Below are 26,014 nucleotides of genomic sequence, written 5' to 3'. Positions count from 1 at the left end.
ACAAGGCCTCCTCCTTCATTAAAAGTAAATAGCTAGTACTAATTTAGCATTTTTTACAAAAGTTTTCCACAGAAAGAAAAGAAAAAAATTTTTTATAACAATTATCCACATTATCCAGAAGAAAAAAAAAGAAGAAAAACACAGGGAGGAAAAAAAGATATCCACAAGAGTAATCAACAGGTGGATAAGTGGTACAAAACTAGAGATTTACCCAGTGGGTTGTGGATAAAAAAAGTAATAATGACAGTACTTACAGAAATTAATGCACAGGAAATTATGAAATTGTGGATTACTTATTTTCAGCTGTTTATTCTGTGTAAAAACCAAGGGTAAATTACTGTGGAAAACTTCTGTGTATAACTTTATCCACATTGAAAACACAGCGCGAAAAATACCGTTGTGGATAAAATGAGAGAATTATTTTCGAATAAAAGCTTTTTTTTATATTGACAAATCACCTAAGTACTCGTTATACTATCAAAGTATGTCTGTGTTTAATTCATGTACATGTAGATAAGAATTTCTGGAGGTGGAACAAGATGAAAAGAACATACCAACCAAATAAACGTAAACGTCAAAAAGTTCACGGATTCCGTAAACGTATGAGTACTAAAAATGGACGTCGTGTTTTAGCTAGCCGTCGTCGTAAAGGAAGAAAAGTTCTTTCAGCTTAGACCACTGGGGTTACAGTGGTTTTTTTTATGCCCTTTTTTAGAGGAAAAGGTGAAAGACTTATAGGAAATATGGTATGATTGGGAGCGTAAGTGAGAGATAGAAAAGGAAAGAAAACGAATGAAAAAAGCGTATCGAGTGAAAAAAGAACGAGAGTTCCAAGCGGTGTTTCAAACCGGCGCTTCCTTTGCTAACCGTAAGTTTGTCGTGTACCGTTTAGAAAAGAAGGAACAACCGCATTTTCGTGTTGGCTTATCTGTAGGTAAGAAAGTCGGAAACGCTGTATGTCGCAATGAAGTAAAACGAAAAATCCGTGCGGCGATCTATTCATTGAAAGAAGAGATCGAGCCGGAATTAGATTTTATTGTGATTGCTAGACCAAGCATCAAAGGACTGACTTACGATGAGATTCGCTCCAACTTAGTCCATGTCTTAAAGCTTGCAAAAATAATCGACAGAGAGGAAAAGAGTAAGTGAAGAAATACAAACGTTTACTTTTGATGGCCGGACTTGTCGGTCTGATCATCGTCTTATCCGGTTGTGGAACTGGAGAAGTCAGCGCACAAAGTACAGGAATTTGGGATCGCTACATTGTTTATTATTTTGCAGAAGCGATTAAAGCATTGTCATTTGGAAATGTTGGGATCGGGATCATTTTATTCACGATCATCATTCGCGTAATTTTATTACCATTAATGCATTTCCAAACAAAAAGTATGCGTAAGACCCAAGAACTTCAACCAAAACTAAAAGCGATCCAACAAGAATATAGTTCAAAAGATCCTGAAACACAAAGTAAGTTAAGAGAAGCACAACAACGGTTATATGCTGAAAATGGTGTAAATCCATATGCAGGTTGTTTGCCTTTATTAGTACAAATGCCAATCTTAATGGCTTTATGGCAATCAATTTCTCGTGTTCCTGCGTTGAGTCAAGGTCACTTCTTATGGTTGAACTTAGGGAACGCTGACCCAACCTTTATTTTACCAGTGTTGGCTGCCATCTTTACATTTGCAAGTACGTATTTATCAAGCATGAGCCAAGTGGAATCGAACGCTTCATTGAAAGTCATGAATTTTGCGATGCCAGTGATGATCTTAGTTATGGGGGTCAATTTAGCCAGTGGACTTTCATTATACTGGGTAGTATCAAATGCTTTCCAAGTGTTCCAAACACTATTGATCAATAATCCATTTAAAATCAAACGTGAGCGTGAAGAAGAAGCACAACGTATCCGTGAAAAAGAACGTGCTTTGCGTAAGGCACAAAGTCCTAAGAAAAAACGTAAAAAATAAGGGAGGGAATGCAAATGCCGATTTATGAAGCTGCAACCGTAGATGAAGCTGTTGAAATTGGATTGAATGAGTTAGGACTAGCAAAAGAGCAAGTCGCTATTGAGATACTTGATGAAGGAAAAAAAGGATTTCTCGGAATGGGAAAAAGAAATGCCAAACTTTCAATCGAACCGAATATCAGCGAAGTTGTCTCTGAAACGATCGAAGAAACCGTAGAAGAAGTGTTGGAAGAAACATCTGTTCAAACAGAAGATACGGGTGAAATCGAACCTGAGGACTTGATTGAAGAAAAAAGTGAATTAGGTGACGAAGCAGCTTTATCGGAATTAGCAACCTATCTCACTGAGATCTCCCAGCAACTAAATGCACCAGCTGTAGTAAAAATGACACGAGAAGCGAACTTGATCGTCTTCCATTTAGAAACGGATAAACAAGGTCTGTTGATCGGCAAACATGGAAAAACGTTAAATGCTTTGCAATATTTGGCGCAAGTGTTCATTCATCGAGTAGCCGGTAATAAACTCTCTGTCGTGGTAAACGTGGGCAACTATCGTGAAAAACGACAAGAGATCATCCAACGTTTAGCTGAGCGCACCGCAGAAAAAGTCTTGCGTACGGGACATCCTGTATTTTTAGAACCGATGCCTGCGTTTGAACGCAAACAAATCCACGCGGCATTAAGTAAACATGAGGGAGTACAAACCCACTCAGAAGGTGATGAACCATATCGTTACTTAGTTGTCGAACCAGCTAGATAGCGATTACGCAGAGAAGAACCAAAATCTTGCGATCAGATTGACAAACTTTTCCAAACAAAGTATATTTTATTAGAAATCATTCTTATCGGAGTATACGATGGTAGTCTTTACTTTGGTAGAAAAAACGTGCAGAGCGAAAGCTCTGCACGTTTTTTTGTGATCAGCCAATCGTTGTTTGGACAAATTGGATCACGGTACCGTAAGCAAAAAGTTCGATGATCTGTTTGCCATCTCGGGGTTTTTGTTGATATTCAAAGTGACAATTGATGACTGCATTTGCGCCATAATCTAACACTTTCTTTTTTAATTTTTGTTTTGTTGTCAAGAACATGTCATCACTATTGAATGTAGGGTCGAATAAGTCTCCTTCAATACATTCTGCGACAAATACGATATCTCTGACGATATATTTTTGATTGATATTCCCTGTCGATAACACCACTTCATTGATTCGTGGATCATCTACTCCGTCTACTGCACTAGGCTTAAATTGGGCCATAATTTTTGCTCCTTTCGGTAAAGAAAAAGTATGTAGATACCGTTACCATTTAAGTGTAACGTTTTTTGGAACAAAGATAAAGATATAAGAGTAGATTTACTTCTATAGAGAGTGATCTAATGATAGTTTCAGTCAAAAGAACCCTGTGCAGAAAAAGTTTAAGATTGATTAGTGACTCTCATAAAAATAAATAAAAAAGCTTGATTACTAGAATTAGATATGATAGTCTATGACCAGAATTTAAACAGAACAAGCAGTCAAAGTGCGAAGTTCACCATTTATTGCAAAGGGTGAAGTGGGCACTTTTTTTGTGCGTAAAATGAAAAAGGAAGTGAAAAAATGGCTGAAATAACCTTAGAATTTGATACGATTGCAGCAATCTCTACGCCACCAGGTGAAGGGGCGATAAGTATTGTGCGTTTAAGCGGTGATCAAGCGTTGACCATTGCCAATAAAGTCTATCAAAGTGGCAATAAACAGTTGTTGGATGTTCCTAGTCATACGATTCATTATGGGCATATCGTCGATCCCAAAAGTGAACAATTAGTCGATGAAGTCATGGTATCCGTCATGCGCGCACCACGAACATTTACCCGAGAAGATGTTGTAGAAATCAATTGCCATGGGGGCATCGTTGTCGTCAATCAAATTTTACAGCTTCTATTAAGAGAAGGCGCACGTTTAGCAGAGCCAGGAGAATTTACAAAGCGTGCCTTTTTAAATGGACGAGTTGATTTATCCCAAGCTGAAGCAGTCATGGACCTGATCCGTGCGAAAACAGACAAGGCGATGGGTGTCGCGTTGAACCAATTAGATGGAAATCTGTCTGCATTGATCCGTTCCCTTCGACAAGAAATTTTAGAGACATTAGCACAAGTCGAAGTGAATATCGATTACCCTGAATATGATGATGTCGAAGAATTGACGACAAAACTTCTATTAGAAAAAGCGCAGATGATCCAACAACGTATCGAAGTTCTTTTAGCAACATCACAACAAGGCAAGGTCTTACGAGAAGGATTAAGTACGGCCATCATCGGTCGTCCAAACGTTGGTAAGTCAAGCTTACTGAACCATTTATTACGAGAAGAAAAAGCCATCGTGACAGATATTGCGGGAACGACAAGAGATGTGATTGAAGAATACGTCAATGTTCGTGGCGTACCGTTGAAACTGATCGACACAGCAGGTATTCGGGAAACAGAAGATATCGTGGAACAAATCGGTGTTGCTCGTAGTCGTAAAGCTTTGGCAGAATCTGAATTGATCTTACTTGTCTTGAATCAAAGCGAGCCGTTGACGATTGAAGATGAACAGTTGTTGGAAGCAACAAAAGGATTGAAACGGATCATTCTATTGAATAAAACTGATTTACCGAAACAATTAGAGGAAGACAAGCTTTTATCATTGATCGAGGATGAACCAGTATTCGCTGTTTCGGTTGCCAATAATGAAGGATTAGACCGATTAGAAACGGCCATCTCTGAGTTGTTCTTTGGCGGGCAAACTGGCGAAAGAGATGCAACTTATGTATCCAATACCCGTCATATTGCCTTGCTCGAAAAAGCGGCCATCTCTTTACAAGAAGTGATCGCAGGAATCGATGCGGGTATGCCTGTTGACCTAGTTCAAATGGATATGATTCGCTGTTGGGATTACCTTGGTGAAGTCGTAGGAGATAGTGTCCAAGATGAATTGATCACACAATTGTTTAGTCAATTTTGTCTTGGAAAATAAAGGAGGAACAGTTCTTGAATCATTATCAAGCAGAAGAATATGATGTGATCGTTGTCGGTGCAGGACATGCTGGTTCAGAAGCCGCTTTGGCTGCTGCACGTATGGGGTCAAAAACGTTACTATTAACGATCAATTTAGATATGGTGGCATTTATGCCATGTAACCCTTCCGTCGGCGGTCCAGCCAAAGGCGTTGTCGTACGCGAGATTGATGCACTAGGCGGCGAAATGGGTAAGAATATTGATAAGACATACATTCAAATGAGAATGTTGAACACTGGGAAAGGACCTGCTGTCCGAGCATTACGTGCACAAGCAGACAAGCATGCCTATGCCAGTGAAATGAAACATACAATTGAAAAAGAAGAGAATTTGACACTAAGACAAGGAATCGTTGAAGAATTGATCGTTGAAGATGGGGTTTGTCATGGTGTAGTCACTTCAACCGGTGCAAGCTATCGTTCAAAAGCAGTCGTTATCACTGCAGGTACCGCATTACGTGGTGAGATTATTATCGGTGAATTAAAATATTCATCTGGTCCGAATAACTCACAACCATCAATTGGTTTAGCCAATCACTTAAAAGAATTAGGTTTTGCCATTGATCGTTTTAAAACCGGAACGCCTCCACGTGTGAAATCAAGTACGATCGATTACTCTGTTACAGAAGAACAACCGGGAGACAAGGAGCCAAATCATTTTAGCTTTGCCACACCGGACAGTGCCTATAACTTAGAACAAGAACCTTGTTGGTTGACTTATACAGGTGAAACGACCCATCAAATCATTCGTGACAATCTTCACCGCGCACCAATGTTTACAGGAATCGTTGAAGGCGTCGGCGCACGTTACTGCCCATCGATCGAAGACAAAATCGTCCGTTTTGCAGACAAACCACGTCATCAACTCTTTTTAGAACCAGAAGGATTGAATACAGAAGAAGTGTATGTTCAAGGGCTTTCAACTTCACTTCCAGAAGACGTCCAAGTGGATATGTTGCATTCGATTGCTGGATTAGAAAAAGCAGAAATGATGCGTACGGGCTATGCCATTGAGTACGATGTGGTCGAACCACACCAGTTACGTCCAACATTAGAAACGAAAGTCGTAGAAAATCTTTATACGGCCGGTCAAACCAATGGGACAAGTGGATATGAAGAAGCAGCGGGACAAGGGCTGATTGCAGGAATCAATGCAGCATTGAAGGTTCAAGGAAAAGAGCCATTAGTCATCAAACGTAGTGACGGCTATATCGGTGTCATGATCGATGATTTAGTCACAAAAGGAACGAATGAACCTTATCGCTTACTGACGTCCCGAGCAGAATATCGTTTACTTCTTCGTCATGATAATGCTGATCTACGCCTAACGGAAATGGGTCACCAGATCGGTTTAGTAAAAGAAGATCAATATGCTGCTTACTTGAAAAAGAAAGCAGCAGTTGAACAAGAAATCAAACGTTTGATGAACGTTCGTATCAAACCGACAGCAGAAGTCCAAGCCTTTTTAGCAGAATTAAATGCTGCACCATTAAAAGATGGTGTGCTAGCAAGTGATTTCTTGCGTCGCCCAGAAATCACCTATGCCGATCTATTACGATTTATTCCAGAAAATGCGGAGTTAACACGTAAAGAAATCGAGCAAGTTGAAATTCAACTAAAATACGAAGGATACATCAAAAAAGCATTAGAAAAAGTAGAAAAACTAAAACGGATGGAAGCCAAACGTATCCCAGAAAACATTGACTACGCTGCGATCAACGGATTAGCAACGGAAGCAAAACAAAAGCTTCAAAAAATCCGTCCAGAAACCATCGCACAAGCAAGCCGCATCAGCGGTGTCAATCCAGCGGACCTAAGCATCTTGATGGTCTATATCGAACAAGGGAAGATTGCGAAAGTGGAAACATCTGCTTAAATAAAGCACTAAACAAAAAAAGAGCCGACGAATGATTGATTCGTTGGCTCTTTTTTTGTTAGCAAGAACATAGAGTAAATTACTTATGTAAAAAAGAAGAAACCTGAATATCCCATCGACTGATCAGCCACCTATTTATACATGCACCAATAAGAAACCCACAAGTATTTACAAAAACATCCCCTAAATCAAAAATACCTAGGTAAAAGAAATATTGGATCCATTCAACGCCTAAGACAGCTGAAAGGACTAAGATAGTATTCTTCCAACTTACTGGTAAAATCCAGCCTAAAGGTAGAAACAGTAAAATATTAAACAGAACAATCATTGGATCTCCATAAATCAAATCCTTCACCCACGAAAATAGCTGAAATTCTAGGCCTCGTATCCCGATATTTTTTAAGAAAAGTAGATAAATAAGAAAGGTGATGTACAGCAAAGAAAAAAAGACCAGCTATTCCCGATAGATGTTTCTTGTGAAAGCACAGTGAAGACTGACATAAAGGAATAACGTAATGATTATCACTAAGAAGAAAGGAACCCAAAAATCGACAGGGCCAGATGGTGGAAAAAGCGTAATAGAATAATAATAGAGATAACGCATGAAAAACCATCGAGAAAAAAGCAGGCAAGAAAGTAGCATTAAAAATTTTAAAAATAACATTTTAATTTTATTTTTGATCTAAAAAACCTCCTTATTTTTGTTATAATCAATTGAGATTAACTTTATAAAAAATATACGTCACAACACTTGTCTTTCTCTCTATAAGTATACATAAAATAACTTAATATTGAAATGTGATCGCAGAATAAAATGAAATATACGTATCTTATTGTGAAGCATTGACAAAAATAGTAGCTAACTGAAAGGAGGATCTATGAACAAACGGCTTTGGTTAGGTGTATTAGTGATCATTATCTTAGGAGGAATCGGAGGAAAGATCTACATGGATAAAAGAGAAGAAGATCTTCAAGAATTGCTGGAAATACAGAAGGATCTGGCAAATTATGTGTATAACAATTATCGTCTCTATGTAAACAATCGGGAGAAAGAAGAAGAAATTTTCAGAAAGTATGACTGCGGACAAGGTGAAATGACCACGGAAGAATATTTGAAAGCATTGTTAGAGGTCAGAGAATATAAGGAGATAACTAAAATTGAATTTACTGGATATTCAGTGAGTCCGATGAATTTTTTGACCATTTATTTCACTGTTAATGGAGTATATGAGGAGGAAGTAAGTTTAAGTACTATTTCCGCAGAAACAAATAAACCTATATACATGATTTCTGATAGCACTGGAACTGGTCCTTATTATATTACAAAAAGAAAAGAAAAAATTAATTCGATTATGGCAGATGAACAAATTATCTATTACGAAGGAGGGATAGATTGATGGATCAAAATAGGTGGCTATCTGATTCTGTGTATAAAGTTGAAGATGGATTGATAAAAGTAAATCATCTAGTAAAAGAAATCCCTTATATAGTCATAAAAACAGTAGATACAAATAAAGAAAAAATCGGTAATGAATCTAAGCCAAAGAAAAATAGTATGCAAGCAATGGTAGTTGCTAAAATAAAAGAGGAATATCTTGGGTACAATGAAGAGCAATTAAAAAAAGTACCTGGCTTCCCTGACTCCGTCATCACCAAAAACCTTACGATTGCCTATGCTGGCACGACTTCGCTCAAAGATTGGCATACTAACCTTGAGGAAATTGGTCGAAGTAATAAACACTCAAATGGTGCATTTGCTTCTGCCTTGAACTATGCCCGTGAAATTGAAAAGCAGTATCCCAAATCAGATGGCTATACGATCTCAACGACAGGACACTCATTAGGTGGCGCTAAAGCACTTTTTGTCGCAGCGATCAATGGTTATGATAGTGTGACGTACGGCGCGGCAGGACCAGGGCTTGCACAAGCCTTATTCGATAATCACAACGGTACCCTGATCAATATCTACGACACTTCGGATGTCGTCACGAGTGGGCTTTTCACTGGTGGGAAAGGGATGCTTCCAATCAATAGTTTTGGGATTGATAACCCGGGGTGGCAAACAGCAGGGCATTCATTGGATCAATTCAGGGTTGATAAAGAAGGAAATTATATCGATAAGCATGGACAGATCATCGTATACGTCGATGGCAATGGGGGGATCTTGTTAGCCCCAACTTTGTGGCAACAAACGCTTTTGGAAAACGAAGCAATGATCAAACTACTAGCAGTCAGTGGCGAACATACGCTAGATGAAATCAAGCGTTTGAAAGAAGAAAATGAGTGGCTCAAGGTTCAAATCAAAGAATTCTTGACCTTAAAAGAGTTAGGTAAGAAGCTGACTGCAAGTGGCGGCGGACTTTCTCAATCAGAAAAAATTTATTTAGAGGATAGCCAAGCATTTGCTGTAGTACGGACCGCAGCAAGTAAATTTGATGAGGCGATGAGCAATGTTCGCGTGATTTACCAAAACGGGATCACGGAGTTGGAAGAGTTATGGAATGACTGGTTGGGAAGAGTACGCAATTATACCCCACATTTGACGTACAACGAGGTAATTGAAACATTAGCCGAAGTTAATTGTACAAAATGGGAGATTGTCGATGAGCCAACACAGGAATTTAGAGATAAAATCCGGCAGATCGATCAGATGTCAGAACAGTTTCAAACACTCGCCGATGAAATCACCCAAAAAATCAATGAAATGGTGGCACGTGACAAAGAATTAGCGAATCAATTGTTCTAACCCTTGCTACAAAAGTGAACGATCGATAAAAGCACTATTGAGAAGTGATTGTTGTCTAACTAAATAATAGAAAATAAAGGAGTGTGAGCAATGGGCAGCACACTCTTTTTGTGTTGTCCGAGGGCGGATTATTTTTTTATTGTAGAACAAGAATTTACCTACTTCCGAATTTGGCATAACCTCCTTTAAATTTATATATAGAAAGATTGCAACTCGACTCATTTTGCGTTAAAGTAGGAAGAGATTCTGTGAAACAATTAGCTGTTTCACAATGAAAGGAAAAATTATGACACCAGAAGAATTTCGCCAAGTCTTGGCAGAAAAAGACATTCATTTATCGGATAAGCAAATGGCGCAGTTTGACCGTTATTTTCATTTATTAGTGGAGTGGAATGAAAAAATGAATTTGACGGCGATCACTGATCGAGAAGAAGTTTATTTAAAACACTTTTATGATTCATTGACGTTGGCATTTGATGTTGATTTTTCAACTGGCCTGACTTTATGTGACGTCGGCTCAGGAGCTGGGTTCCCAAGTATTCCTTTAAAAATTGCTTTTCCTGAGTTACAAATAACGATTGTTGATTCCTTGAATAAGCGAATCACTTTTTTAACTGAGTTAACGAATCAATTAGAAATCGATGCATCTCTTTATCATGATCGTGCAGAAACATTTGGGCAAAATCCGCAATTCCGTGCATCATTTGATTTTGTGACTGCTCGTGCAGTGGCACGTTTGAATGTATTGACGGAACTGTGTTTACCATTAGTGAAACAAGAGGGCTATTTCTATGCACTGAAAGCTGCGAAAAGCGAAGAAGAATTGGCAGAAGCGAAACCAGCGATTGCGCAATTAGGTGGTAAATTTATCGGAGAGCAAGCAATTGAACTACCTAAAATCTCGGACAAACGCCACATTCTGATTATACAGAAGAAGAAACCAACACCGAAGAAGTATCCAAGAAAACCTGGGTTGCCGAATAAGCAACCAATCAAGTAGGAGGAGAAGAGATGGCACAAATTATATCCGTTGCAAATCAAAAAGGCGGCGTTGGTAAAACAACGACAACTGTAAATCTAGGTGCTTGTTTAGCAAGTTTAGGTAAACAAGTGTTGCTTGTAGATATGGATGCACAAGGAAATGCCACTAGCGGAGTAGGCATTCGTAAACCTGATGTGACACAAGATATTTATGATGTATTAGTCAATGAGTTACCAATTGCTGAAGCGACAATTGCTACTGAACATGAAAACTTGAGTATTGTGCCTGCCACTCTTCAATTAGCGGGAGCGGAAATTGAATTGACCTCAATGATGGCAAGAGAATCACGTTTAAAAAGTTCACTGGCTGAAGTCAACGATCAGTATGACTACATTTTAATTGATTGCCCGCCATCTTTAGGTCATCTAACCATCAACTCATTTACTGCAAGTGATTCGATTTTGATCCCTGTGCAGTGTGAATACTATGCGTTAGAAGGGTTAAGTCAATTGCTGAATACTGTTCGCTTGGTACAAAAACACTTCAACCCTGAATTGGAAATCGAAGGGGTATTATTGACGATGTATGACGCTCGAACGAATCTAGGGAATGAAGTGGTGGAAGAAGTACGGAAGTATTTCCGTGAAAAAGTGTATGACACAGTGATTCCTCGAAACATTCGTTTGTCAGAAGCACCAAGTCATGGAAAACCTATCATTGATTATGATCCGCGTTCCAGAGGCGCTGAAGTGTATCAAGCATTAGCAAAGGAAGTGGTCGATCGTGAAGAAAAGTAAAGGACTAGGCCGGGGAATCGACGCGCTGTTTCAAGATTTGGAAAATTTAGAAACAGTCAACGTGAAAGATGAAACTGTCATTCAGTTGCCACTAAACGAATTGCGTCCTAATCCGTATCAACCACGTAAAACATTTGAAGAAGTATCATTGCAAGAATTAGCGAACTCGATCGAGTACTCCGGTGTCTTTCAACCGATCATTGTTCGTCGTTCGTCGGTGAAAGGTTATGAGATCATCGCAGGTGAACGTCGTTTCCGGGCGTCTAAGTTAGCTGGCAAAGAAACGATTCCTGCAATTGTCAGAGATTTCGACGAAGAAGCGATGATGCAAGTTGCAGTTTTAGAAAACTTACAACGTGAAGACTTGAATCCTTTAGAAGAAGCAGAAGCTTACGAGATGTTGATGAAGAACTTAAAGTTGACACAAGCTGAAGTCGCAAGTCGTTTAGGGAAAAGTCGTCCTTATATCGCAAACTATTTGCGTTTATTGACATTGCCTGATTTGGTGAAAGAAATGGTCCAAGATCAACGATTATCTATGGGACAAGCTCGTACGTTACTTGGATTAAAAAATAAACAATTGATATTAAAATTAGCCAATCGTGTCGTAACAGAAAATCTAACGGTTCGACAATTAGAGCAGATCGTTTCCGAGCTGAATCAAAATGATGGGCAAGAAAAGAAAAAAATCCCACGTTTAGCAAAGGAAAAACCGTATTATATCCGTGAGAGTGAAGATCGCTTGATGGATAAATTTGGAACAAGTGTCGCCATCCAAGAAAAGAATGGGAAAGGTAAAATCGAAATCGAATATCTTTCACAAAATGATTTAACTAGAATTCTTGATATTCTAAATATTCAATTTGATGAAGAATAAACAGAGGGAGGCTATGTTATGTACGACTTACATGATATCGTAGAAATGAAAAAACCTCATGCTTGTCAAACGAACCGTTGGGAGATCATCCGAATGGGCGCTGATATCAAAATCAAATGTATGAATTGCGGTCATATCGTGATGATGACCCGTCGAGAATTTGAGAAAAAAATGAAAAAAGTACTTGAAAAAAATGTAGAGAAAGAGTGAATGAATTTATGGCATTAACTGCTGGAATTGTGGGTTTACCCAACGTAGGAAAATCAACTTTGTTCAATGCAATTACAAAGGCGGGAGCAGAGGCTGCCAACTATCCTTTTGCGACTATTGATCCAAATATTGGAATGGTTGAAGTACCTGATTGGCGTTTACAACGTTTAACAGAATTAGTAAAACCAAAGAAAACTGTACCAACAACCTTTGAGTTTACAGATATTGCTGGAATCGTTAAGGGTGCAAGTAAAGGTGAAGGATTAGGAAACCAATTTTTAAGTCATATTCGCCAAGTAGATGCAATCTGTCATGTCGTTCGTTGTTTTGACGATGACAACATCACACACGTAGAAGGACGTGTCGATCCTTTAGCAGATATCGATACGATCAATCTAGAGCTTGTCTTAGCAGATTTAGAGTCAGTGACGAAGCGCTATACACGTGTGGCAAAAATTGCAAAAACAAAAGATAAAGATGCAGTCGCTGAATTAGCGGTGTTAGAGAAAATCAAACCAGTATTAGAAGATGGACGTTCAGCACGTTCGATCGAATTTACAGAAGAAGAACAAAAAATCGTTAAATCTTTATTCTTGTTAACAACAAAACCGATCTTGTATGTTGCGAATGTGGCAGAAGATGAAGTAGCAAATGCAGATGCGAATGAATATGTTCAAGCAGTCCGCAATTTTGCTGCAGAAGAAAATGCAGAAGTGATTGTCGTTAGCGCCAGAGCAGAAGAAGAAATTGCTGAGCTTGACGACGAAGATAAAGCAGAGTTTCTTGAAGCATTAGGCATTGAAGAGTCAGGGTTGGATCAATTGATTCGTGCGGCGTATGACCTATTAGGATTAGCAACATACTTTACAGCAGGTGAACAAGAAGTTCGTGCGTGGACGTTCAAAAAAGGAATCAAAGCGCCACAAGCTGCAGGAATCATCCATACCGATTTTGAACGTGGCTTTATCCGTGCAGAAACAGTCTCATTTGAAGATTTAGACCAATACGGAACGATGCACGCAGCGAAAGAAGCCGGACGTGTACGATTAGAAGGGAAAGACTATGTCGTTCAAGATGGCGACGTTATGTTATTCCGTTTTAATGTATAAAAAGGCTATCATACGGTGTATGTGATATGTTAAAATGTCTTTTGTGACAACCGTCAGCGTCTAAGGAGGACTGTAAAATAATGGAAGCAGAACAGTTACGCGAAATCGTAAAAGAAAATGCGCAGTTAGAAGAACAACTAACAAAACGTAATCAACAATATATTTTTGACTTAAAAAAGTCGCTAGAAGCAGCGAATTTATCAGAAGAAGAAAAAGTAACGGCTTTGCATGAGATGTTACCCGTTTTAGTATCCGAACAAAAAGGTGGGAAAACAGCCCGCCAATTATTTGGAACGGTATCTGAAAGAACAGAAGCAATCATCAATAAACCGGTTGAAGTGAGAACTTCTTCGACACCAACGTTGATGTGGTTGGACAATACCTTACTCTTACTCGGATTATTGAGTGTCATGATCGCAATCACTGGATTGTTTTCACGTGAAACAACACCTGCTTATGGAATCACCACACTTGTACTAGGTTCAGCTATTGGTGGATGGGTCTTTTACTTGATGTACAAGTATATTTACCAGTATGAGTATCCAGGTGCTGATCGTAGTAAAAAACCTGGAATGGGTAAAACCTTGTTGATTTTGGGTGGAACGACATTGATCTGGGTCATTGCTTTTTCAGCAACAACCTTGTTGCCACCAATCGTTAACCCGTTATTAGATCCAGTGGTGATCATCATCATCGGTGCAGCAGCTCTTGCGTTGCGTTACTATTTAAAGAAAAAATATGGCATCGTTGGCAGTCTTTCTGTTCCAAGAAGATAATTTATTGGACTTAGAAATTATGTGACTTACGAGACGAACAAAAAAAAGAGAATGTGTTAGCATTACGCTGCACGTGCTCTTTTTTATTGTTTATTTCTATTGATTTGACAGTGACGACCATGATCTCAAAACGTTTTTTTTATTATTATAAAAAATAATAAAAGAGTGTTATTATCAAATAATAGAGATGATCACTGATGTTATAAAATATGTTGAGCGAGATAGTTAAACGATAAGGGGTGAATGAATATGAAAAAAGTCAAATGGATATTTTCTATCAATGCTGACGGAGTGCCTCTGTTTGGTTATGCCGGAATCAAAACTGGACAATTTATTCTTGGGCATGGAAAAAAGTTTCAAAAAGAAATGCGGTCTGTTTTAGGGCCAGAAATCGAGCTGGATTTCATTAGCTATAATACAAGAAACCCAGAGACACTAACTGCTGATTTATTTGTGTATACAGATGTCGATGAAAAGTATCTTGACGAAGAGACGAAGAAAAAAGGCTTAAGCATTCCCTATAAACTATATTATTTGAATGAAATTGAAAAGATCAAAGAATCGATCGAAGCAAATGTTTAAAAAGTGAATTGCATCTTTTCTTTCTTGAAGTGTACTCGTTTCAGTTTAGTAAAAATATTGAGTAAGAAAAAAGAACGTGCAGTGTAAGACGAAAGCGCTAACTAACATTTGATTTTGATCAAACATTAGGAGACGCTTCATTATGCTGGTACGTTCTTTTTTTAGGATTCACTGAGTAGTTCCTTAGAAAAAACAAGGGATTAGTAGAAGTTGTTGACTTACAAAAGAAAATCGATTATTTTAGTAGATAAACTAAACAAGAGGAGTGGTACTAAAAATGTCCAACTGGGAAACAAAGTTCACGAAAAAAGGATTTACTTTTGATGATGTCTTATTGATACCAGCAGAAAGTCACGTGTTACCAAACGAAGTGGATATGAGTGTACAATTAGCAAAAAATATCAAATTGAATATTCCTATCATCAGTGCAAGTATGGATACAGTTACTGACAGCAAAATGGCGATTGCTATGGCAAGACAGGGTGGTCTAGGTGTCATCCATAAAAACATGACAATCAGCGAACAAGCAGACGAAGTACGTAAAGTGAAACGTTCTGAAAGTGGTGTAATCATCGACCCATTCTTCTTGACACCACAACACTTGGTCGCAGATGCTGAAGAATTAATGAGCAGATACCGTATCAGTGGAGTTCCAATCGTCGAAACATTGGAAAATCGCAAATTAGTAGGAATCATTACAAACCGTGATATGCGTTTTGTTACAGACTTCCATATCGAAATCAGCGAAGTCATGACAAAAGAAAACTTAGTAACAGCCCCAGTAGGCACTTCTCTAAAAGATGCAGAAAAAATCTTACAACAACATAAAATCGAAAAACTACCGATCGTTGATGATGCAGGTCGATTAAGTGGTTTGATCACGATCAAAGATATCGAAAAAGTAATCGAGTTTCCAAATGCAGCAAAAGATGAACATGGTCGTTTGTTGGTAGCTGCCGCAGTTGGTGTCACTAGCGACACCTTTGAACGTGCACAAGCTTTACTTGATGCTGGCGCAGATGCCATTGTCATTGATACGGCGCATGGACATAGCGCAGGTGTAATCCGTAAAATCCAAGAAATTCGCACAACATTTAAAGATGCAACATTGATTGCTGGTAATGTAGCAACAGCAGAAGCAACAAAAGCGTTATACGATGTAGGTGTTGACGTGGTGAAAGTAGGTATCGGACCAGGTTCGATTTGTACGACACGTGTGGTTGCTGGTGTGGGTGTTCCCCAATTAACAGCCATTTACGATGCAGCTTCAGTTGCGCGCCAATATGGAAAAACCATTATTGCAGATGGTGGGATCAAATATTCTGGTGATATCGTCAAAGCTTTAGCAGCGGGTGGTCATGCGGTTATGTTAGGTAGTATGTTGGCAGGAACCGATGAATCTCCAGGTGAATTTGAAATCTATCAAGGTCGTCGCTTCAAGACATATCGTGGAATGGGTTCATTAGGCGCCATGGAAAAAGGATCAAAAGACCGTTACTTCCAAGGTGGCACGAATGAAGCCAATAAGTTAGTGCCAGAAGGTATTGAAGGCCGTGTAGCGTACAAAGGAAGCGTAGCAGACATTCTCTTCCAAATGATCGGTGGCTTAAAATCAGGGATGGGTTATGTTGGCTCTGCAAACCTAAAACAATTAAGAGATGATGCACAGTTCATTCAAATGAGTGGCAGTGGTTTGAAAGAATCTCACCCACATGATGTACAAATTACGAAAGAAGCACCAAACTATTCTGTAGAATCATAATCAAACTTCTTGAACATAAAAAAGCAGCTAAGCAATTCGTGCCAACGAATCACTTAGCTGCTTTATTGTTTATTTGATTACTTTTAGGTTCCCCATGTAAGGCACGAGTACTTCTGGAACTGTGACTGAACCATCTTCATTTTGATAGTTTTCAAGGATGGCAGCAACCGTACGGCCAACTGCTAAACCAGAACCATTCAATGTATGTGCATAATGGATTTTTCCATCTGCATCTCGGTAACGGATCATCGCACGGCGCGCTTGGAAATCTTCACAGTTTGAGCAAGAACTGATTTCACGATACGTATCTTGTGCAGGGATCCATACTTCTAAATCGTACGTTTTCGCTGCTGAAAAGCCCATATCTCCAGTTGATAATGTCATAACACGGTAAGGTAAGTGTAATTTTTTCAAAATGTCCTCTGCGTCAGCGGTCATTTTTTCAAGTTCTTCATATGAATGTTCTGCATCAGCGAATTTCACCATTTCTACTTTATTGAACTGATGAAGACGAATCAATCCACGAGTATCACGACCGGCACTACCTGCTTCTGAACGGAATGCTGGGCTAAGTGCAGTGAAGTAAACAGGTAAATCTTCTTTTGCTAAGATTTCATTGCTGTAGTAGTTTGTTAAAGGAACTTCAGCTGTTGGGATCAAAGTTAAATCTGTATCAGCTAATTGGAAAACATCTTCTTTAAATTTAGGGAATTGACCAGTACCAAACATGGCTTGGCTATTTACAGCGTAAGGCGTCATCATTTCAGTATAGCCATGTTCATAGACGTGTTGATCTAACATAAAATTATAAAGGGCACGTTCTAAGCGAGCACCTAATCCTTTATAGTAAACAAAGCGGCTTCCTGATACTTTTGCCCCACGTTCAAAATCAAGAATACCTAGATTTTCAGCAATTTCCCAGTGAGGTTTTGGTTCAAAAGCAAATTGACGAGGTTCACTCCAGCGACGAGCTTCCACGTTATCCTCTTCATCTTTACCTACTGGCACGGAATCATGAGGTAAATTAGGAAGAGTTGTAGCGATTTGTTGTAATTTTTCATCCACTTGTGCAACTTCTTCGTCTAGTGCTTTGATTTTCCCACCGACTTTTTTCATTTCAGCGATCTTCGCAGTTGCATCTTCTTTATTACGCTTTAATTGGGCGATTTCAGCAGATACATCATTACGGTATTTTTTCAATTCTTCACTTTCAACCAACAATTTTCTGCGAGATTCATCTAACTCCACAAACTCCGCTAAGACTTCTTTTTTAACGCCACGTGACGTTAATTTTTCTTGTACATAGTCAACATTTTGACGGATCATTTTAATATCTAACATTTCTTTTCCTCCTTTTTTTGTATAAAAAAAACCAGCTCATCCAAAGAAATATCTTGGGACGAACTGGTTTGAGTTTCGCGGTACCACCCAAGTTCAGTCTATCGAGACTGCACTTGTAAACAGATAACGGCTGTTACCGACCTTTCTTATTTCGAAAGGCACATTGGGTGAACTGGAACTTCGAAATTATTTTTTACTGATTTGCACCAACCATCAGCTCTCTTGAAAAAAATAAAATGTACTGGGTTCACTGTTTTCTTCTATTTGTATTCTAAGAATAGCGAAAAATTTAGTTTCCGTCAATATGTTCTGTCAGATTGCCGACTAACTTTTCATTTTTTTTAAGCGGGAAATGCATGATAAAAGACGTCCAATCTTGATCTGACTTCGCATAGATATAGCCACCGTGCAATGCTACGATACTTTGTGCAATGGCTAGACCAAGCCCTGTCCCGCCAGTTTCTTGTGAACGGGATTCTTCCACACGGTAAAATCGATCAAATAGATTGTCAATGGCTTGTTGAGGAATCATGGCACCATTGTTTTTGACAACAACGATGACTTCTGAACCAAGTTGTTCAATTTCAATGATGATTTTAGTAGCTCCTTTGCCATATTTTAGGGCATTGGTTAATAAATTATTGAATACGCGAACCAACTTTTCGGTATCACCATCCATGATCAGTGAATTGATTGGAGATTCAACAAAAATTTGAATATCCTTTTTAGAAGCTTCTAGTTCAAAATCAGCTGCCAATTGTTCAATCAATTGGATCAAATCAAATGCAGAAAAATTCACAGGAACCGCCGGCTGACGTACCTTGGTATACTCGAACAGATCTTCTACCAATGATTTCATTTGTTTCGCTTTGACATAAGCAGTGTGAGTATATTTCAACAGATCTTCTTCTGTTTGATATTGACCATCTTCAATAAGACCTAAATAGCCAATAATTGATGTTAAAGGTGTGCGAATATCATGACTGACGTTTGTAATCAGTTCGTCTTTTGATTTTTCGATTTTACGTTCGTCTTCAATCGCCGCTACCGTACTGTCCACTAAGCCATTGATACTTTTGACTACACGACTAAGATCGCCACTTAATTCGAAAGGGATACGATGGTCATAATTGCCATTAGCGATATAATGCAATTCACTAATAATGTGTCGTAATTGCATTTGTCGGTAGCGACGAATCAATCGCCAGTATAATACACCAACATCTAATAGAAAGAACACAGGAAAAATAAAATTTCGGCCATTCCAAAACAAATCACTATCTAAACGCTGGGCAAAGATATTTTTAGAATCCCAAATAGCGTTTGTCAAAGAAGGTGAACTACTGATGATCGAACTGATAATAACCAACATCGCTACATTCAATAGAAGCAGAAGGATGATCGTAATGATTCCTTCTGCTAATAATTCACTGATTTCTTTAGATGTCAGATTGATCCGGCGTCGTTTTTCGATCACTTTTTTATCTTGCATCAATTTTATAGCCCACTCCCCAAACGGTTTGAATGACTTTTTCTCCACCAGTTGCTTCTTCAATTTTATCTCTTAGATGACTAACATGAACCATTACTGTTTTAGCAGAAACGATACTTTCTTGTTTCCAGACACGTTCAAAGATCTCATCTGCACTGAATACATGGTTAGGATGACTTGCAAGGAGATATAGAATACCAAATTCTAAGGCAGTCAGTTGGATTTCTTTTCCATCGATTGTTTTGACTTCATGGGAATCTTTATTGATGATCAAGGCATTTACTTCTAGGACATCCGGTTGATCTGGTGTCACTTGCATTTTTGTGCGACGTAACAAAGATTTCACACGAGCCATTACTTCAAGAGGATTAAATGGTTTTGTTACGTAATCATCCGCTCCAGCTACTAATCCTTTGATTTTATCCATATCAGTCGTTTTCGCTGTTAACATGATGATCGGGATTTGTGATTCTTTTCTTAATTCTTTTACTACTTGCATGCCATCCATTTCAGGCATCATGATATCTAGAATAAGTAATTCAATATCAGGGATTGTTCGTACTTTTGATAATGCTTCTTTTCCATCATAGGCTTTTACTGCTTCGTAGCCTTCATTGTGTACGTAGATACTAAGTAATTCAACAATTTCCTTGTCGTCATCTGCGATTAATATTTTCATAAATAGATCCTCCATCGATTAATGTGTTTACTCTTAATATTTTAGCAAAAAAAAAGATAAATAGATAAAAGCAGCGCTTTGTTAAGGAAAATTTTAGAAGAAGAGGGGGTAGAAGAGGTGGAAACCTAAGATAAAGGAGGAAACAAAAATAGAAAGTGATTTAAATCAAGGAGAAACATCATTTAAACGAAGTAATAAATTGAGAACACTTATACAGCAATAGTAAGAAAAAATAAATTTGATCAAACAAACTAAAAGATGAACATTATCTCGGTGGAACTAGTTTAAACAGGAGAAAAAACACGTAAAAACGAATGATTTTGTGCTTCCTGTTTTTAATGATCGACTCTCTTAAAAATGTTGATAAATCAGCCTTTTTTTAGTTGACTTTCAAAATTGATGTTGGTATATTATTATTTGTTCGAAAGAACGGAAAACAAACAAATCGATTCTTAAAATTAGTGATTGACATGTTTGTTAACACATGATAAGATAACGAAGTTGCTTTTGAGTGATTCACTGATTGAAGTTAGTTTCGCAAAGAAAAAAACAAAAAAAGTGATTGACAAATAACAAACAACAAGTTATTATAAGTGAGTTGCTAAAACGACCTCGTGAAAAACGAGTTAAAAAAACTTTTAAAAAATAGTTGACAATCATCCGAGAGTTTGCTAAGATATAAAAGTTGCTACGGCAATCACAAACGATAAGTTGAGGCAGTTGTGTTTCAATTATCACGTAGACCTTTGAAAACTGAACAAAGTAAGACAAACCAAATGTGTAGGGCGTCTTGATTCAATTCAAGACAACAAACATTTTTAACAAGCAAGCAATATGCTAGCAAACAATTGAGCTTAACAAATGAACTATATGATGTTCGAAAGTAAATTTCGAACTACAGTTCCACATCAGCTTTCGCTGTGAGGAACTAGCATATTATGAGAGTTTGATCCTGGCTCAGGACGAACGCTGGCGGCGTGCCTAATACATGCAAGTCGAACGCTTCTTTTCCCACCGGAGCTTGCTCCACCGGGAAAAGAGGAGTGGCGAACGGGTGAGTAACACGTGGGTAACCTGCCCATCAGAAGGGGATAACACTTGGAAACAGGTGCTAATACCGTATAACAATCGAAACCGCATGGTTTCGTTTTGAAAGGCGCTTTACGGTGCCGCTGATGGATGGACCCGCGGTGCATTAGCTAGTTGGTGAGGTAACGGCTCACCAAGGCCACGATGCATAGCCGACCTGAGAGGGTGATCGGCCACATTGGGACTGAGACACGGCCCAAACTCCTACGGGAGGCAGCAGTAGGGAATCTTCGGCAATGGACGAAAGTCTGACCGAGCAACGCCGCGTGAGTGAAGAAGGTTTTCGGATCGTAAAACTCTGTTGTTAGAGAAGAACAAGGGTGAGAGTAACTGTTCACCCCTTGACGGTATCTAACCAGAAAGCCACGGCTAACTACGTGCCAGCAGCCGCGGTAATACGTAGGTGGCAAGCGTTGTCCGGATTTATTGGGCGTAAAGCGAGCGCAGGCGGTTTCTTAAGTCTGATGTGAAAGCCCCCGGCTCAACCGGGGAGGGTCATTGGAAACTGGGAGACTTGAGTGCAGAAGAGGAGAGTGGAATTCCATGTGTAGCGGTGAAATGCGTAGATATATGGAGGAACACCAGTGGCGAAGGCGGCTCTCTGGTCTGTAACTGACGCTGAGGCTCGAAAGCGTGGGGAGCAAACAGGATTAGATACCCTGGTAGTCCACGCCGTAAACGATGAGTGCTAAGTGTTGGAGGGTTTCCGCCCTTCAGTGCTGCAGCTAACGCATTAAGCACTCCGCCTGGGGAGTACGACCGCAAGGTTGAAACTCAAAGGAATTGACGGGGGCCCGCACAAGCGGTGGAGCATGTGGTTTAATTCGAAGCAACGCGAAGAACCTTACCAGGTCTTGACATCCTTTGACCACTCTAGAGATAGAGCTTCCCCTTCGGGGGCAAAGTGACAGGTGGTGCATGGTTGTCGTCAGCTCGTGTCGTGAGATGTTGGGTTAAGTCCCGCAACGAGCGCAACCCTTATTGTTAGTTGCCATCATTTAGTTGGGCACTCTAGCAAGACTGCCGGTGACAAACCGGAGGAAGGTGGGGATGACGTCAAATCATCATGCCCCTTATGACCTGGGCTACACACGTGCTACAATGGGAAGTACAACGAGTCGCGAAGTCGCGAGGCTAAGCTAATCTCTTAAAGCTTCTCTCAGTTCGGATTGTAGGCTGCAACTCGCCTACATGAAGCCGGAATCGCTAGTAATCGCGGATCAGCACGCCGCGGTGAATACGTTCCCGGGCCTTGTACACACCGCCCGTCACACCACGAGAGTTTGTAACACCCGAAGTCGGTGAGGTAACCTTTTTGGAGCCAGCCGCCTAAGGTGGGATAGATGATTGGGGTGAAGTCGTAACAAGGTAGCCGTATCGGAAGGTGCGGCTGGATCACCTCCTTTCTAAGGAATATTACGGAGACTACACACGTTTGTCGATACTTTGTTCAGTTTTGAGAGGTCTACTCAAAATTTAACTCGGGGCCTTAGCTCAGCTGGGAGAGCGCCTGCTTTGCACGCAGGAGGTCAGCGGTTCGATCCCGCTAGGCTCCATTAACAACGTATGTTGTTATATACTTGTTCATTGAAAACTGGATATTGAAGTAAAAATGTAAGTAATACAAACCGAGAACACCGCGTTGAATGAGTTTTTTAATAAGTTCAATTGCTTATTTTTCTTGATTGGACTTCTATCGCTAGAAGAAAGATCAAAACCCAACCGCAAGGTTGATAAGGTTAAGTGAATAAGGGCGCACGGTGGATGCCTTGGCACTAGGAGCCGATGAAGGACGGGACTAACACCGATATGCTTTGGGGAGCTGTACGTAAGCTATGATCCAGAGATTTCCGAATGGGGGAACCCAGCATCTTTTATAGGATGTTACGTATACGTGAATACATAGCGTATACGAGGTAGACGCAGAGAACTGAAACATCTAAGTACCTGCAGGAAGAGAAAGAAAATTCGATTCCCTGAGTAGCGGCGAGCGAAACGGGAAAAGCCCAAACCAATGAGCTTGCTCATTGGGGTTGTAGGACTCCAATATGGTAGTTCTTTCAGATAGTCGAATGACTTGGAAAAGTCAGTCAGAGAGGGTGAAAGCCCCGTAGATGAAATTTGGAAGGCACCTAGGAGGATCCTGAGTACGGCGGAACACGAGGAATTCCGTCGGAATCCGGGAGGACCATCTCCCAAGGCTAAATACTCCCTAGTGACCGATAGTGAACCAGTACCGTGAGGGAAAGGTGAAAAGCACCCCGGAAGGGGAGTGAAATAGAACCTGAAACCGTGTGCCTACAACAAGTCAAAGCCCGTTAATGGGTGATGGCGTGCCTTTTGTAGAATGAACCGGCGAGTTACGATTGCATGCGAGGTTAAGTTGAAGAGACGGAGCCGTAGCGAAAGCGAGTCTGAATAGGGCGTTTGAGTATGTAGTCGTAGACCCGAAACCATGTGATCTACCCATGTCCAGGTTGAAGGTGCGGTAAAACGCACTGGAGGACCGAACCCACGTACGTTGAAAAGTGCGGGGATGAGGTGTGGGTAGCGGAGAAATTCCAAACGAACTTGGAGATAGCTGGTTCTCTCCGAAATAGCTTTAGGGCTAGCCTCGGAATTGAGAATGATGGAGGTAGAGCACTGTTTGGACTAGGGGCCCATCTCGGGTTACCGAATTCAGATAAACTCCGAATGCCATTCATTCATATCCGGGAGTCAGACTGTGAGTGATAAGATCCATAGTCGAAAGGGAAACAGCCCAGACCACCAGCTAAGGTCCCAAAATATATGTTAAGTGGAAAAGGATGTGGGGTTGCACAGACAACTAGGATGTTGGCTTAGAAGCAGCCACCATTTAAAGAGTGCGTAATAGCTCACTAGTCGAGTGACCCTGCGCCGAAAATGTACCGGGGCTAAACATATTACCGAAGCTGTGGAGTACACCTTTAGGTGTATTGGTAGGAGAGCGTTCTAAGGGCGTTGAAGGTAGATCGTGAGGACTGCTGGAGCGCTTAGAAGTGAGAATGCCGGTATGAGTAGCGAAAGACAGGTGAGAATCCTGTCCACCGAATGACTAAGGTTTCCTGGGGAAGGCTCGTCCGCCCAGGGTTAGTCGGGACCTAAGCCGAGGCCGACAGGCGTAGGCGATGGACAACAGGTTGATATTCCTGTACTCGTTGTTTTTGTTTGAGCAATGGAGGGACGCAGGAGGCTAAGGAATGCAGACGATCGGAAATGTCTGTCCAAGCAGTAAGTCTTGATAGGAGTCAAATGCTTCTAACTTTAAGGACAAGCTGTGATGGGGAGGGAAATAATAGTACCGAAGTTCCTGACGTCACACTGCCGAGAAAAGCTTCTAGTGAGAAAACAACGACCCGTACCGCAAACCGACACAGGTAGTCGAGGAGAGAATCCTAAGGTGAGCGAGAGAACTCTCGTTAAGGAACTCGGCAAAATGACCCCGTAACTTCGGGAGAAGGGGTGCTGATCGTCAGATCAGCCGCAGTGAATAGGCCCAAGCGACTGTTTATCAAAAACACAGGTCTCTGCAAAATCGTAAGATGAAGTATAGGGGCTGACGCCTGCCCGGTGCTGGAAGGTTAAGAGGAGTGCTTAGCGTAAGCGAAGGTACGAATTGAAGCCCCAGTAAACGGCGGCCGTAACTATAACGGTCCTAAGGTAGCGAAATTCCTTGTCGGGTAAGTTCCGACCCGCACGAAAGGCGTAACGATTTGGGCACTGTCTCAACGAGAGACTCGGTGAAATTTTAGTACCTGTGAAGATGCAGGTTACCCGCGACAGGACGGAAAGACCCCATGGAGCTTTACTGTAGTTTGATATTGAGTGTCTGTACCGCATGTACAGGATAGGTAGGAGCCGTAGAAATCGGAACGCTAGTTTCGATGGAGGCGCTGGTGGGATACTACCCCTGCGTTATGGCCACTCTAACCCGCACCACTTATCGTGGTGGGAGACAGTGTCAGATGGGCAGTTTGACTGGGGCGGTCGCCTCCTAAAGAGTAACGGAGGCGCCCAAAGGTTCCCTCAGAATGGTTGGAAATCATTCGAAGAGTGTAAAGGCAGAAGGGAGCTTGACTGCGAGACCTACAAGTCGAGCAGGGACGAAAGTCGGGCTTAGTGATCCGGTGGTTCCGCATGGAAGGGCCATCGCTCAACGGATAAAAGCTACCCTGGGGATAACAGGCTTATCTCCCCCAAGAGTCCACATCGACGGGGAGGTTTGGCACCTCGATGTCGGCTCGTCGCATCCTGGGGCTGTAGTCGGTCCCAAGGGTTGGGCTGTTCGCCCATTAAAGCGGCACGCGAGCTGGGTTCAGAACGTCGTGAGACAGTTCGGTCCCTATCCGTCGCGGGCGTTGGAAATTTGAGAGGAGCTGTCCTTAGTACGAGAGGACCGGGATGGACTTACCGCTGGTGTACCAGTTGTTCTGCCAAGGGCATTGCTGGGTAGCTATGTAGGGAAGGGATAAACGCTGAAAGCATCTAAGTGTGAAGCCCACCTCAAGATGAGATTTCCCATTTCTTTAAGAAAGTAAGATCCCTGAGAGATGATCAGGTAGATAGGTCAGGAGTGGAAGTACAGTGATGTATGGAGCGGACTGATACTAATCGATCGAGGACTTAACCAAAATAAAATGAAAAACTCGGAGAGTTTCTTACTGATACTTCAAA

At 40.6% G+C, this 26,014-nt stretch carries 21 protein-coding genes, 1 tRNA gene, 2 rRNA genes and 1 other annotated feature; of the genes, 19 read left to right on the top strand and 5 right to left on the bottom strand.

The window, feature by feature from the left end:
- Positions 1-539 precede the first annotated feature (539 nt).
- The 4 genes from rpmH (at position 540) to jag (ending at position 2,725) form a co-directional block, all read left to right on the top strand.
- Positions 540-674 carry a 50S ribosomal protein L34 gene (gene rpmH / locus IGJ95_RS14475; protein ID WP_002293121.1) on the top strand — a complete coding sequence of 45 codons (135 nt, stop codon included), beginning with the start codon at positions 540-542 and terminating at the stop codon, positions 672-674.
- A gap of 118 nt (positions 675-792) precedes the next feature.
- A complete protein-coding gene (gene rnpA, locus IGJ95_RS14470; protein ID WP_010734564.1) occupies positions 793-1,149 on the top strand; it encodes a ribonuclease P protein component in 357 nt (118 codons plus the stop codon).
- Entirely contained in the window at positions 1,146-1,967 is an 822-nt protein-coding gene (locus IGJ95_RS14465; RefSeq protein WP_010734565.1) for a YidC/Oxa1 family membrane protein insertase, read from the top strand. Before rnpA ends, IGJ95_RS14465 begins: the two co-directional genes overlap by 4 nt.
- A 14-nt stretch (positions 1,968-1,981) precedes the next feature.
- Positions 1,982-2,725 carry an RNA-binding cell elongation regulator Jag/EloR gene (jag, locus tag IGJ95_RS14460; protein ID WP_077152055.1) on the top strand — a complete coding sequence of 248 codons (744 nt, stop codon included), beginning with the start codon at positions 1,982-1,984 and terminating at the stop codon, positions 2,723-2,725.
- 160 nt (positions 2,726-2,885) lie between these two features.
- Here the strand turns inward: jag and IGJ95_RS14455 are convergent, their stop codons facing one another.
- Positions 2,886-3,224: a heavy metal-binding domain-containing protein gene (locus tag IGJ95_RS14455; RefSeq protein WP_010734567.1), complete on the bottom strand. Its 339-nt coding sequence runs from the start codon at positions 3,222-3,224 to the stop codon at positions 2,886-2,888.
- Positions 3,225-3,563: 339 nt separating this feature from the next.
- Here IGJ95_RS14455 and mnmE point away from each other — a divergent pair, with 339 nt between their 5' ends.
- Together mnmE and mnmG are read left to right on the top strand one after the other, a co-directional pair.
- Positions 3,564-4,961 (top strand): tRNA uridine-5-carboxymethylaminomethyl(34) synthesis GTPase MnmE, encoded by a 1,398-nt coding sequence (gene mnmE / locus IGJ95_RS14450; protein ID WP_153830009.1) that lies wholly within the window; start codon positions 3,564-3,566, stop codon positions 4,959-4,961.
- 14 nt (positions 4,962-4,975) lie between these two features.
- Positions 4,976-6,877 (top strand): tRNA uridine-5-carboxymethylaminomethyl(34) synthesis enzyme MnmG, encoded by a 1,902-nt coding sequence (gene mnmG / locus IGJ95_RS14445; RefSeq protein ID WP_137073068.1) that lies wholly within the window; start codon positions 4,976-4,978, stop codon positions 6,875-6,877.
- A gap of 79 nt (positions 6,878-6,956) precedes the next feature.
- On the opposite strand, the gene IGJ95_RS14440 is transcribed toward mnmG, so the two are convergent.
- Positions 6,957-7,316, bottom strand: coding sequence for a VanZ family protein (locus IGJ95_RS14440; RefSeq protein WP_438762182.1), 360 nt, complete (start codon positions 7,314-7,316; stop codon positions 6,957-6,959).
- Positions 7,317-7,755: 439 nt separating this feature from the next.
- Here IGJ95_RS14440 and IGJ95_RS14435 point away from each other — a divergent pair, with 439 nt between their 5' ends.
- From IGJ95_RS14435 to guaB, 10 genes are all read left to right on the top strand, one after another.
- Positions 7,756-8,274 carry a hypothetical protein gene (locus IGJ95_RS14435; RefSeq protein ID WP_023520590.1) on the top strand — a complete coding sequence of 173 codons (519 nt, stop codon included), beginning with the start codon at positions 7,756-7,758 and terminating at the stop codon, positions 8,272-8,274.
- Positions 8,274-9,623: a lipase family protein gene (locus IGJ95_RS14430; RefSeq protein WP_438762181.1), complete on the top strand. Its 1,350-nt coding sequence runs from the start codon at positions 8,274-8,276 to the stop codon at positions 9,621-9,623. Before IGJ95_RS14435 ends, IGJ95_RS14430 begins: the two co-directional genes overlap by 1 nt.
- A 286-nt stretch (positions 9,624-9,909) precedes the next feature.
- On the top strand, positions 9,910-10,623 hold the full coding sequence (gene rsmG / locus IGJ95_RS14425; protein WP_010734577.1) for a 16S rRNA (guanine(527)-N(7))-methyltransferase RsmG: 714 nt from the start codon (positions 9,910-9,912) through the stop codon (positions 10,621-10,623).
- An 11-nt stretch (positions 10,624-10,634) separates the two neighbouring features.
- Positions 10,635-11,402 carry a ParA family protein gene (locus tag IGJ95_RS14420; RefSeq protein ID WP_010734578.1) on the top strand — a complete coding sequence of 256 codons (768 nt, stop codon included), beginning with the start codon at positions 10,635-10,637 and terminating at the stop codon, positions 11,400-11,402.
- Complete coding sequence (locus IGJ95_RS14415) at positions 11,389-12,279, top strand: ParB/RepB/Spo0J family partition protein (RefSeq protein ID WP_010734579.1); 891 nt, start codon at positions 11,389-11,391, stop codon at positions 12,277-12,279. The genes IGJ95_RS14420 and IGJ95_RS14415 overlap by 14 nt, the downstream gene beginning before the upstream one ends.
- Positions 12,280-12,297: 18 nt before the next feature.
- A complete protein-coding gene (locus tag IGJ95_RS14410) occupies positions 12,298-12,489 on the top strand; it encodes a DUF951 domain-containing protein (RefSeq protein ID WP_010734580.1) in 192 nt (63 codons plus the stop codon).
- Positions 12,490-12,497: 8 nt separating this feature from the next.
- Complete coding sequence (ychF, locus tag IGJ95_RS14405; protein WP_010734581.1) at positions 12,498-13,598, top strand: redox-regulated ATPase YchF; 1,101 nt, start codon at positions 12,498-12,500, stop codon at positions 13,596-13,598.
- Between the two features lie 80 nt (positions 13,599-13,678).
- On the top strand, positions 13,679-14,374 hold the full coding sequence (locus tag IGJ95_RS14400) for a DUF1129 domain-containing protein (protein ID WP_010734582.1): 696 nt from the start codon (positions 13,679-13,681) through the stop codon (positions 14,372-14,374).
- A 249-nt stretch (positions 14,375-14,623) separates the two neighbouring features.
- Positions 14,624-14,956 (top strand): hypothetical protein, encoded by a 333-nt coding sequence (locus IGJ95_RS14395; protein ID WP_023520588.1) that lies wholly within the window; start codon positions 14,624-14,626, stop codon positions 14,954-14,956.
- Between the two features lie 277 nt (positions 14,957-15,233).
- A complete protein-coding gene (gene guaB / locus IGJ95_RS14390; protein ID WP_010734584.1) occupies positions 15,234-16,718 on the top strand; it encodes an IMP dehydrogenase in 1,485 nt (494 codons plus the stop codon).
- Between the two features lie 69 nt (positions 16,719-16,787).
- Here the strand turns inward: guaB and serS are convergent, their stop codons facing one another.
- From serS to IGJ95_RS14375, 3 genes are all read right to left on the bottom strand, one after another.
- Entirely contained in the window at positions 16,788-18,059 is a 1,272-nt protein-coding gene (serS, locus tag IGJ95_RS14385) for a serine--tRNA ligase (protein ID WP_010734585.1), read from the bottom strand.
- Positions 18,060-18,110: 51 nt separating this feature from the next.
- Positions 18,111-18,316 (bottom strand) — a binding site (T-box leader).
- Positions 18,317-18,348: 32 nt separating this feature from the next.
- Positions 18,349-19,554, bottom strand: coding sequence for a sensor histidine kinase (locus tag IGJ95_RS14380; protein ID WP_023520586.1), 1,206 nt, complete (start codon positions 19,552-19,554; stop codon positions 18,349-18,351).
- Positions 19,541-20,230, bottom strand: coding sequence for a response regulator transcription factor (locus IGJ95_RS14375; RefSeq protein ID WP_010734587.1), 690 nt, complete (start codon positions 20,228-20,230; stop codon positions 19,541-19,543). Before IGJ95_RS14375 ends, IGJ95_RS14380 begins: the two co-directional genes overlap by 14 nt.
- Positions 20,231-21,164: 934 nt before the next feature.
- Here IGJ95_RS14375 and IGJ95_RS14370 point away from each other — a divergent pair.
- The 3 genes from IGJ95_RS14370 to IGJ95_RS14360 all read left to right on the top strand — a co-directional run bounded on the left by IGJ95_RS14370 (position 21,165) and on the right by IGJ95_RS14360 (position 25,971).
- Positions 21,165-22,725, top strand: a 16S ribosomal RNA gene (locus IGJ95_RS14370).
- Positions 22,726-22,802: 77 nt separating this feature from the next.
- Positions 22,803-22,875 (top strand) — tRNA-Ala (locus IGJ95_RS14365).
- A 181-nt stretch (positions 22,876-23,056) separates the two neighbouring features.
- Positions 23,057-25,971: ribosomal RNA gene (locus IGJ95_RS14360) — 23S ribosomal RNA — on the top strand.
- Together the 16S and 23S rRNA genes with 1 tRNA gene alongside form the textbook arrangement of a ribosomal RNA operon.
- Positions 25,972-26,014: the final 43 nt, after the last annotated feature.

Source organism: Enterococcus sp. AZ156 (assembly GCF_051714165.1).
GTDB classification, from domain to species: domain Bacteria; phylum Bacillota; class Bacilli; order Lactobacillales; family Enterococcaceae; genus Enterococcus_B; species Enterococcus_B pernyi.
This window is presented reverse-complemented; position numbering and strand designations above follow the sequence as displayed.

Excerpts from the sequence above, each read along its gene's own strand:
- rpmH (WP_002293121.1), top strand. The coding sequence starts at position 540 with ATGAAAAGAACATACCAACCAAATAAACGTAAACGTCAAAAAGTTCAC.
- rnpA (WP_010734564.1), top strand. The coding sequence starts at position 793 with ATGAAAAAAGCGTATCGAGTGAAAAAAGAACGAGAGTTCCAAGCGGTG.
- jag (WP_077152055.1), top strand. The coding sequence starts at position 1,982 with ATGCCGATTTATGAAGCTGCAACCGTAGATGAAGCTGTTGAAATTGGA.
- IGJ95_RS14455 (WP_010734567.1), bottom strand. The coding sequence starts at position 3,224 with ATGGCCCAATTTAAGCCTAGTGCAGTAGACGGAGTAGATGATCCACGA.
- mnmE (WP_153830009.1), top strand. The coding sequence starts at position 3,564 with ATGGCTGAAATAACCTTAGAATTTGATACGATTGCAGCAATCTCTACG.
- IGJ95_RS14435 (WP_023520590.1), top strand. The coding sequence starts at position 7,756 with ATGAACAAACGGCTTTGGTTAGGTGTATTAGTGATCATTATCTTAGGA.
- IGJ95_RS14430 (WP_438762181.1), top strand. The coding sequence starts at position 8,274 with ATGGATCAAAATAGGTGGCTATCTGATTCTGTGTATAAAGTTGAAGAT.
- rsmG (WP_010734577.1), top strand. The coding sequence starts at position 9,910 with ATGACACCAGAAGAATTTCGCCAAGTCTTGGCAGAAAAAGACATTCAT.
- IGJ95_RS14420 (WP_010734578.1), top strand. The coding sequence starts at position 10,635 with ATGGCACAAATTATATCCGTTGCAAATCAAAAAGGCGGCGTTGGTAAA.
- IGJ95_RS14410 (WP_010734580.1), top strand. The coding sequence starts at position 12,298 with ATGTACGACTTACATGATATCGTAGAAATGAAAAAACCTCATGCTTGT.
- ychF (WP_010734581.1), top strand. The coding sequence starts at position 12,498 with ATGGCATTAACTGCTGGAATTGTGGGTTTACCCAACGTAGGAAAATCA.
- IGJ95_RS14400 (WP_010734582.1), top strand. The coding sequence starts at position 13,679 with ATGGAAGCAGAACAGTTACGCGAAATCGTAAAAGAAAATGCGCAGTTA.
- IGJ95_RS14395 (WP_023520588.1), top strand. The coding sequence starts at position 14,624 with ATGAAAAAAGTCAAATGGATATTTTCTATCAATGCTGACGGAGTGCCT.
- guaB (WP_010734584.1), top strand. The coding sequence starts at position 15,234 with ATGTCCAACTGGGAAACAAAGTTCACGAAAAAAGGATTTACTTTTGAT.
- serS (WP_010734585.1), bottom strand. The coding sequence starts at position 18,059 with ATGTTAGATATTAAAATGATCCGTCAAAATGTTGACTATGTACAAGAA.
- IGJ95_RS14375 (WP_010734587.1), bottom strand. The coding sequence starts at position 20,230 with ATGAAAATATTAATCGCAGATGACGACAAGGAAATTGTTGAATTACTT.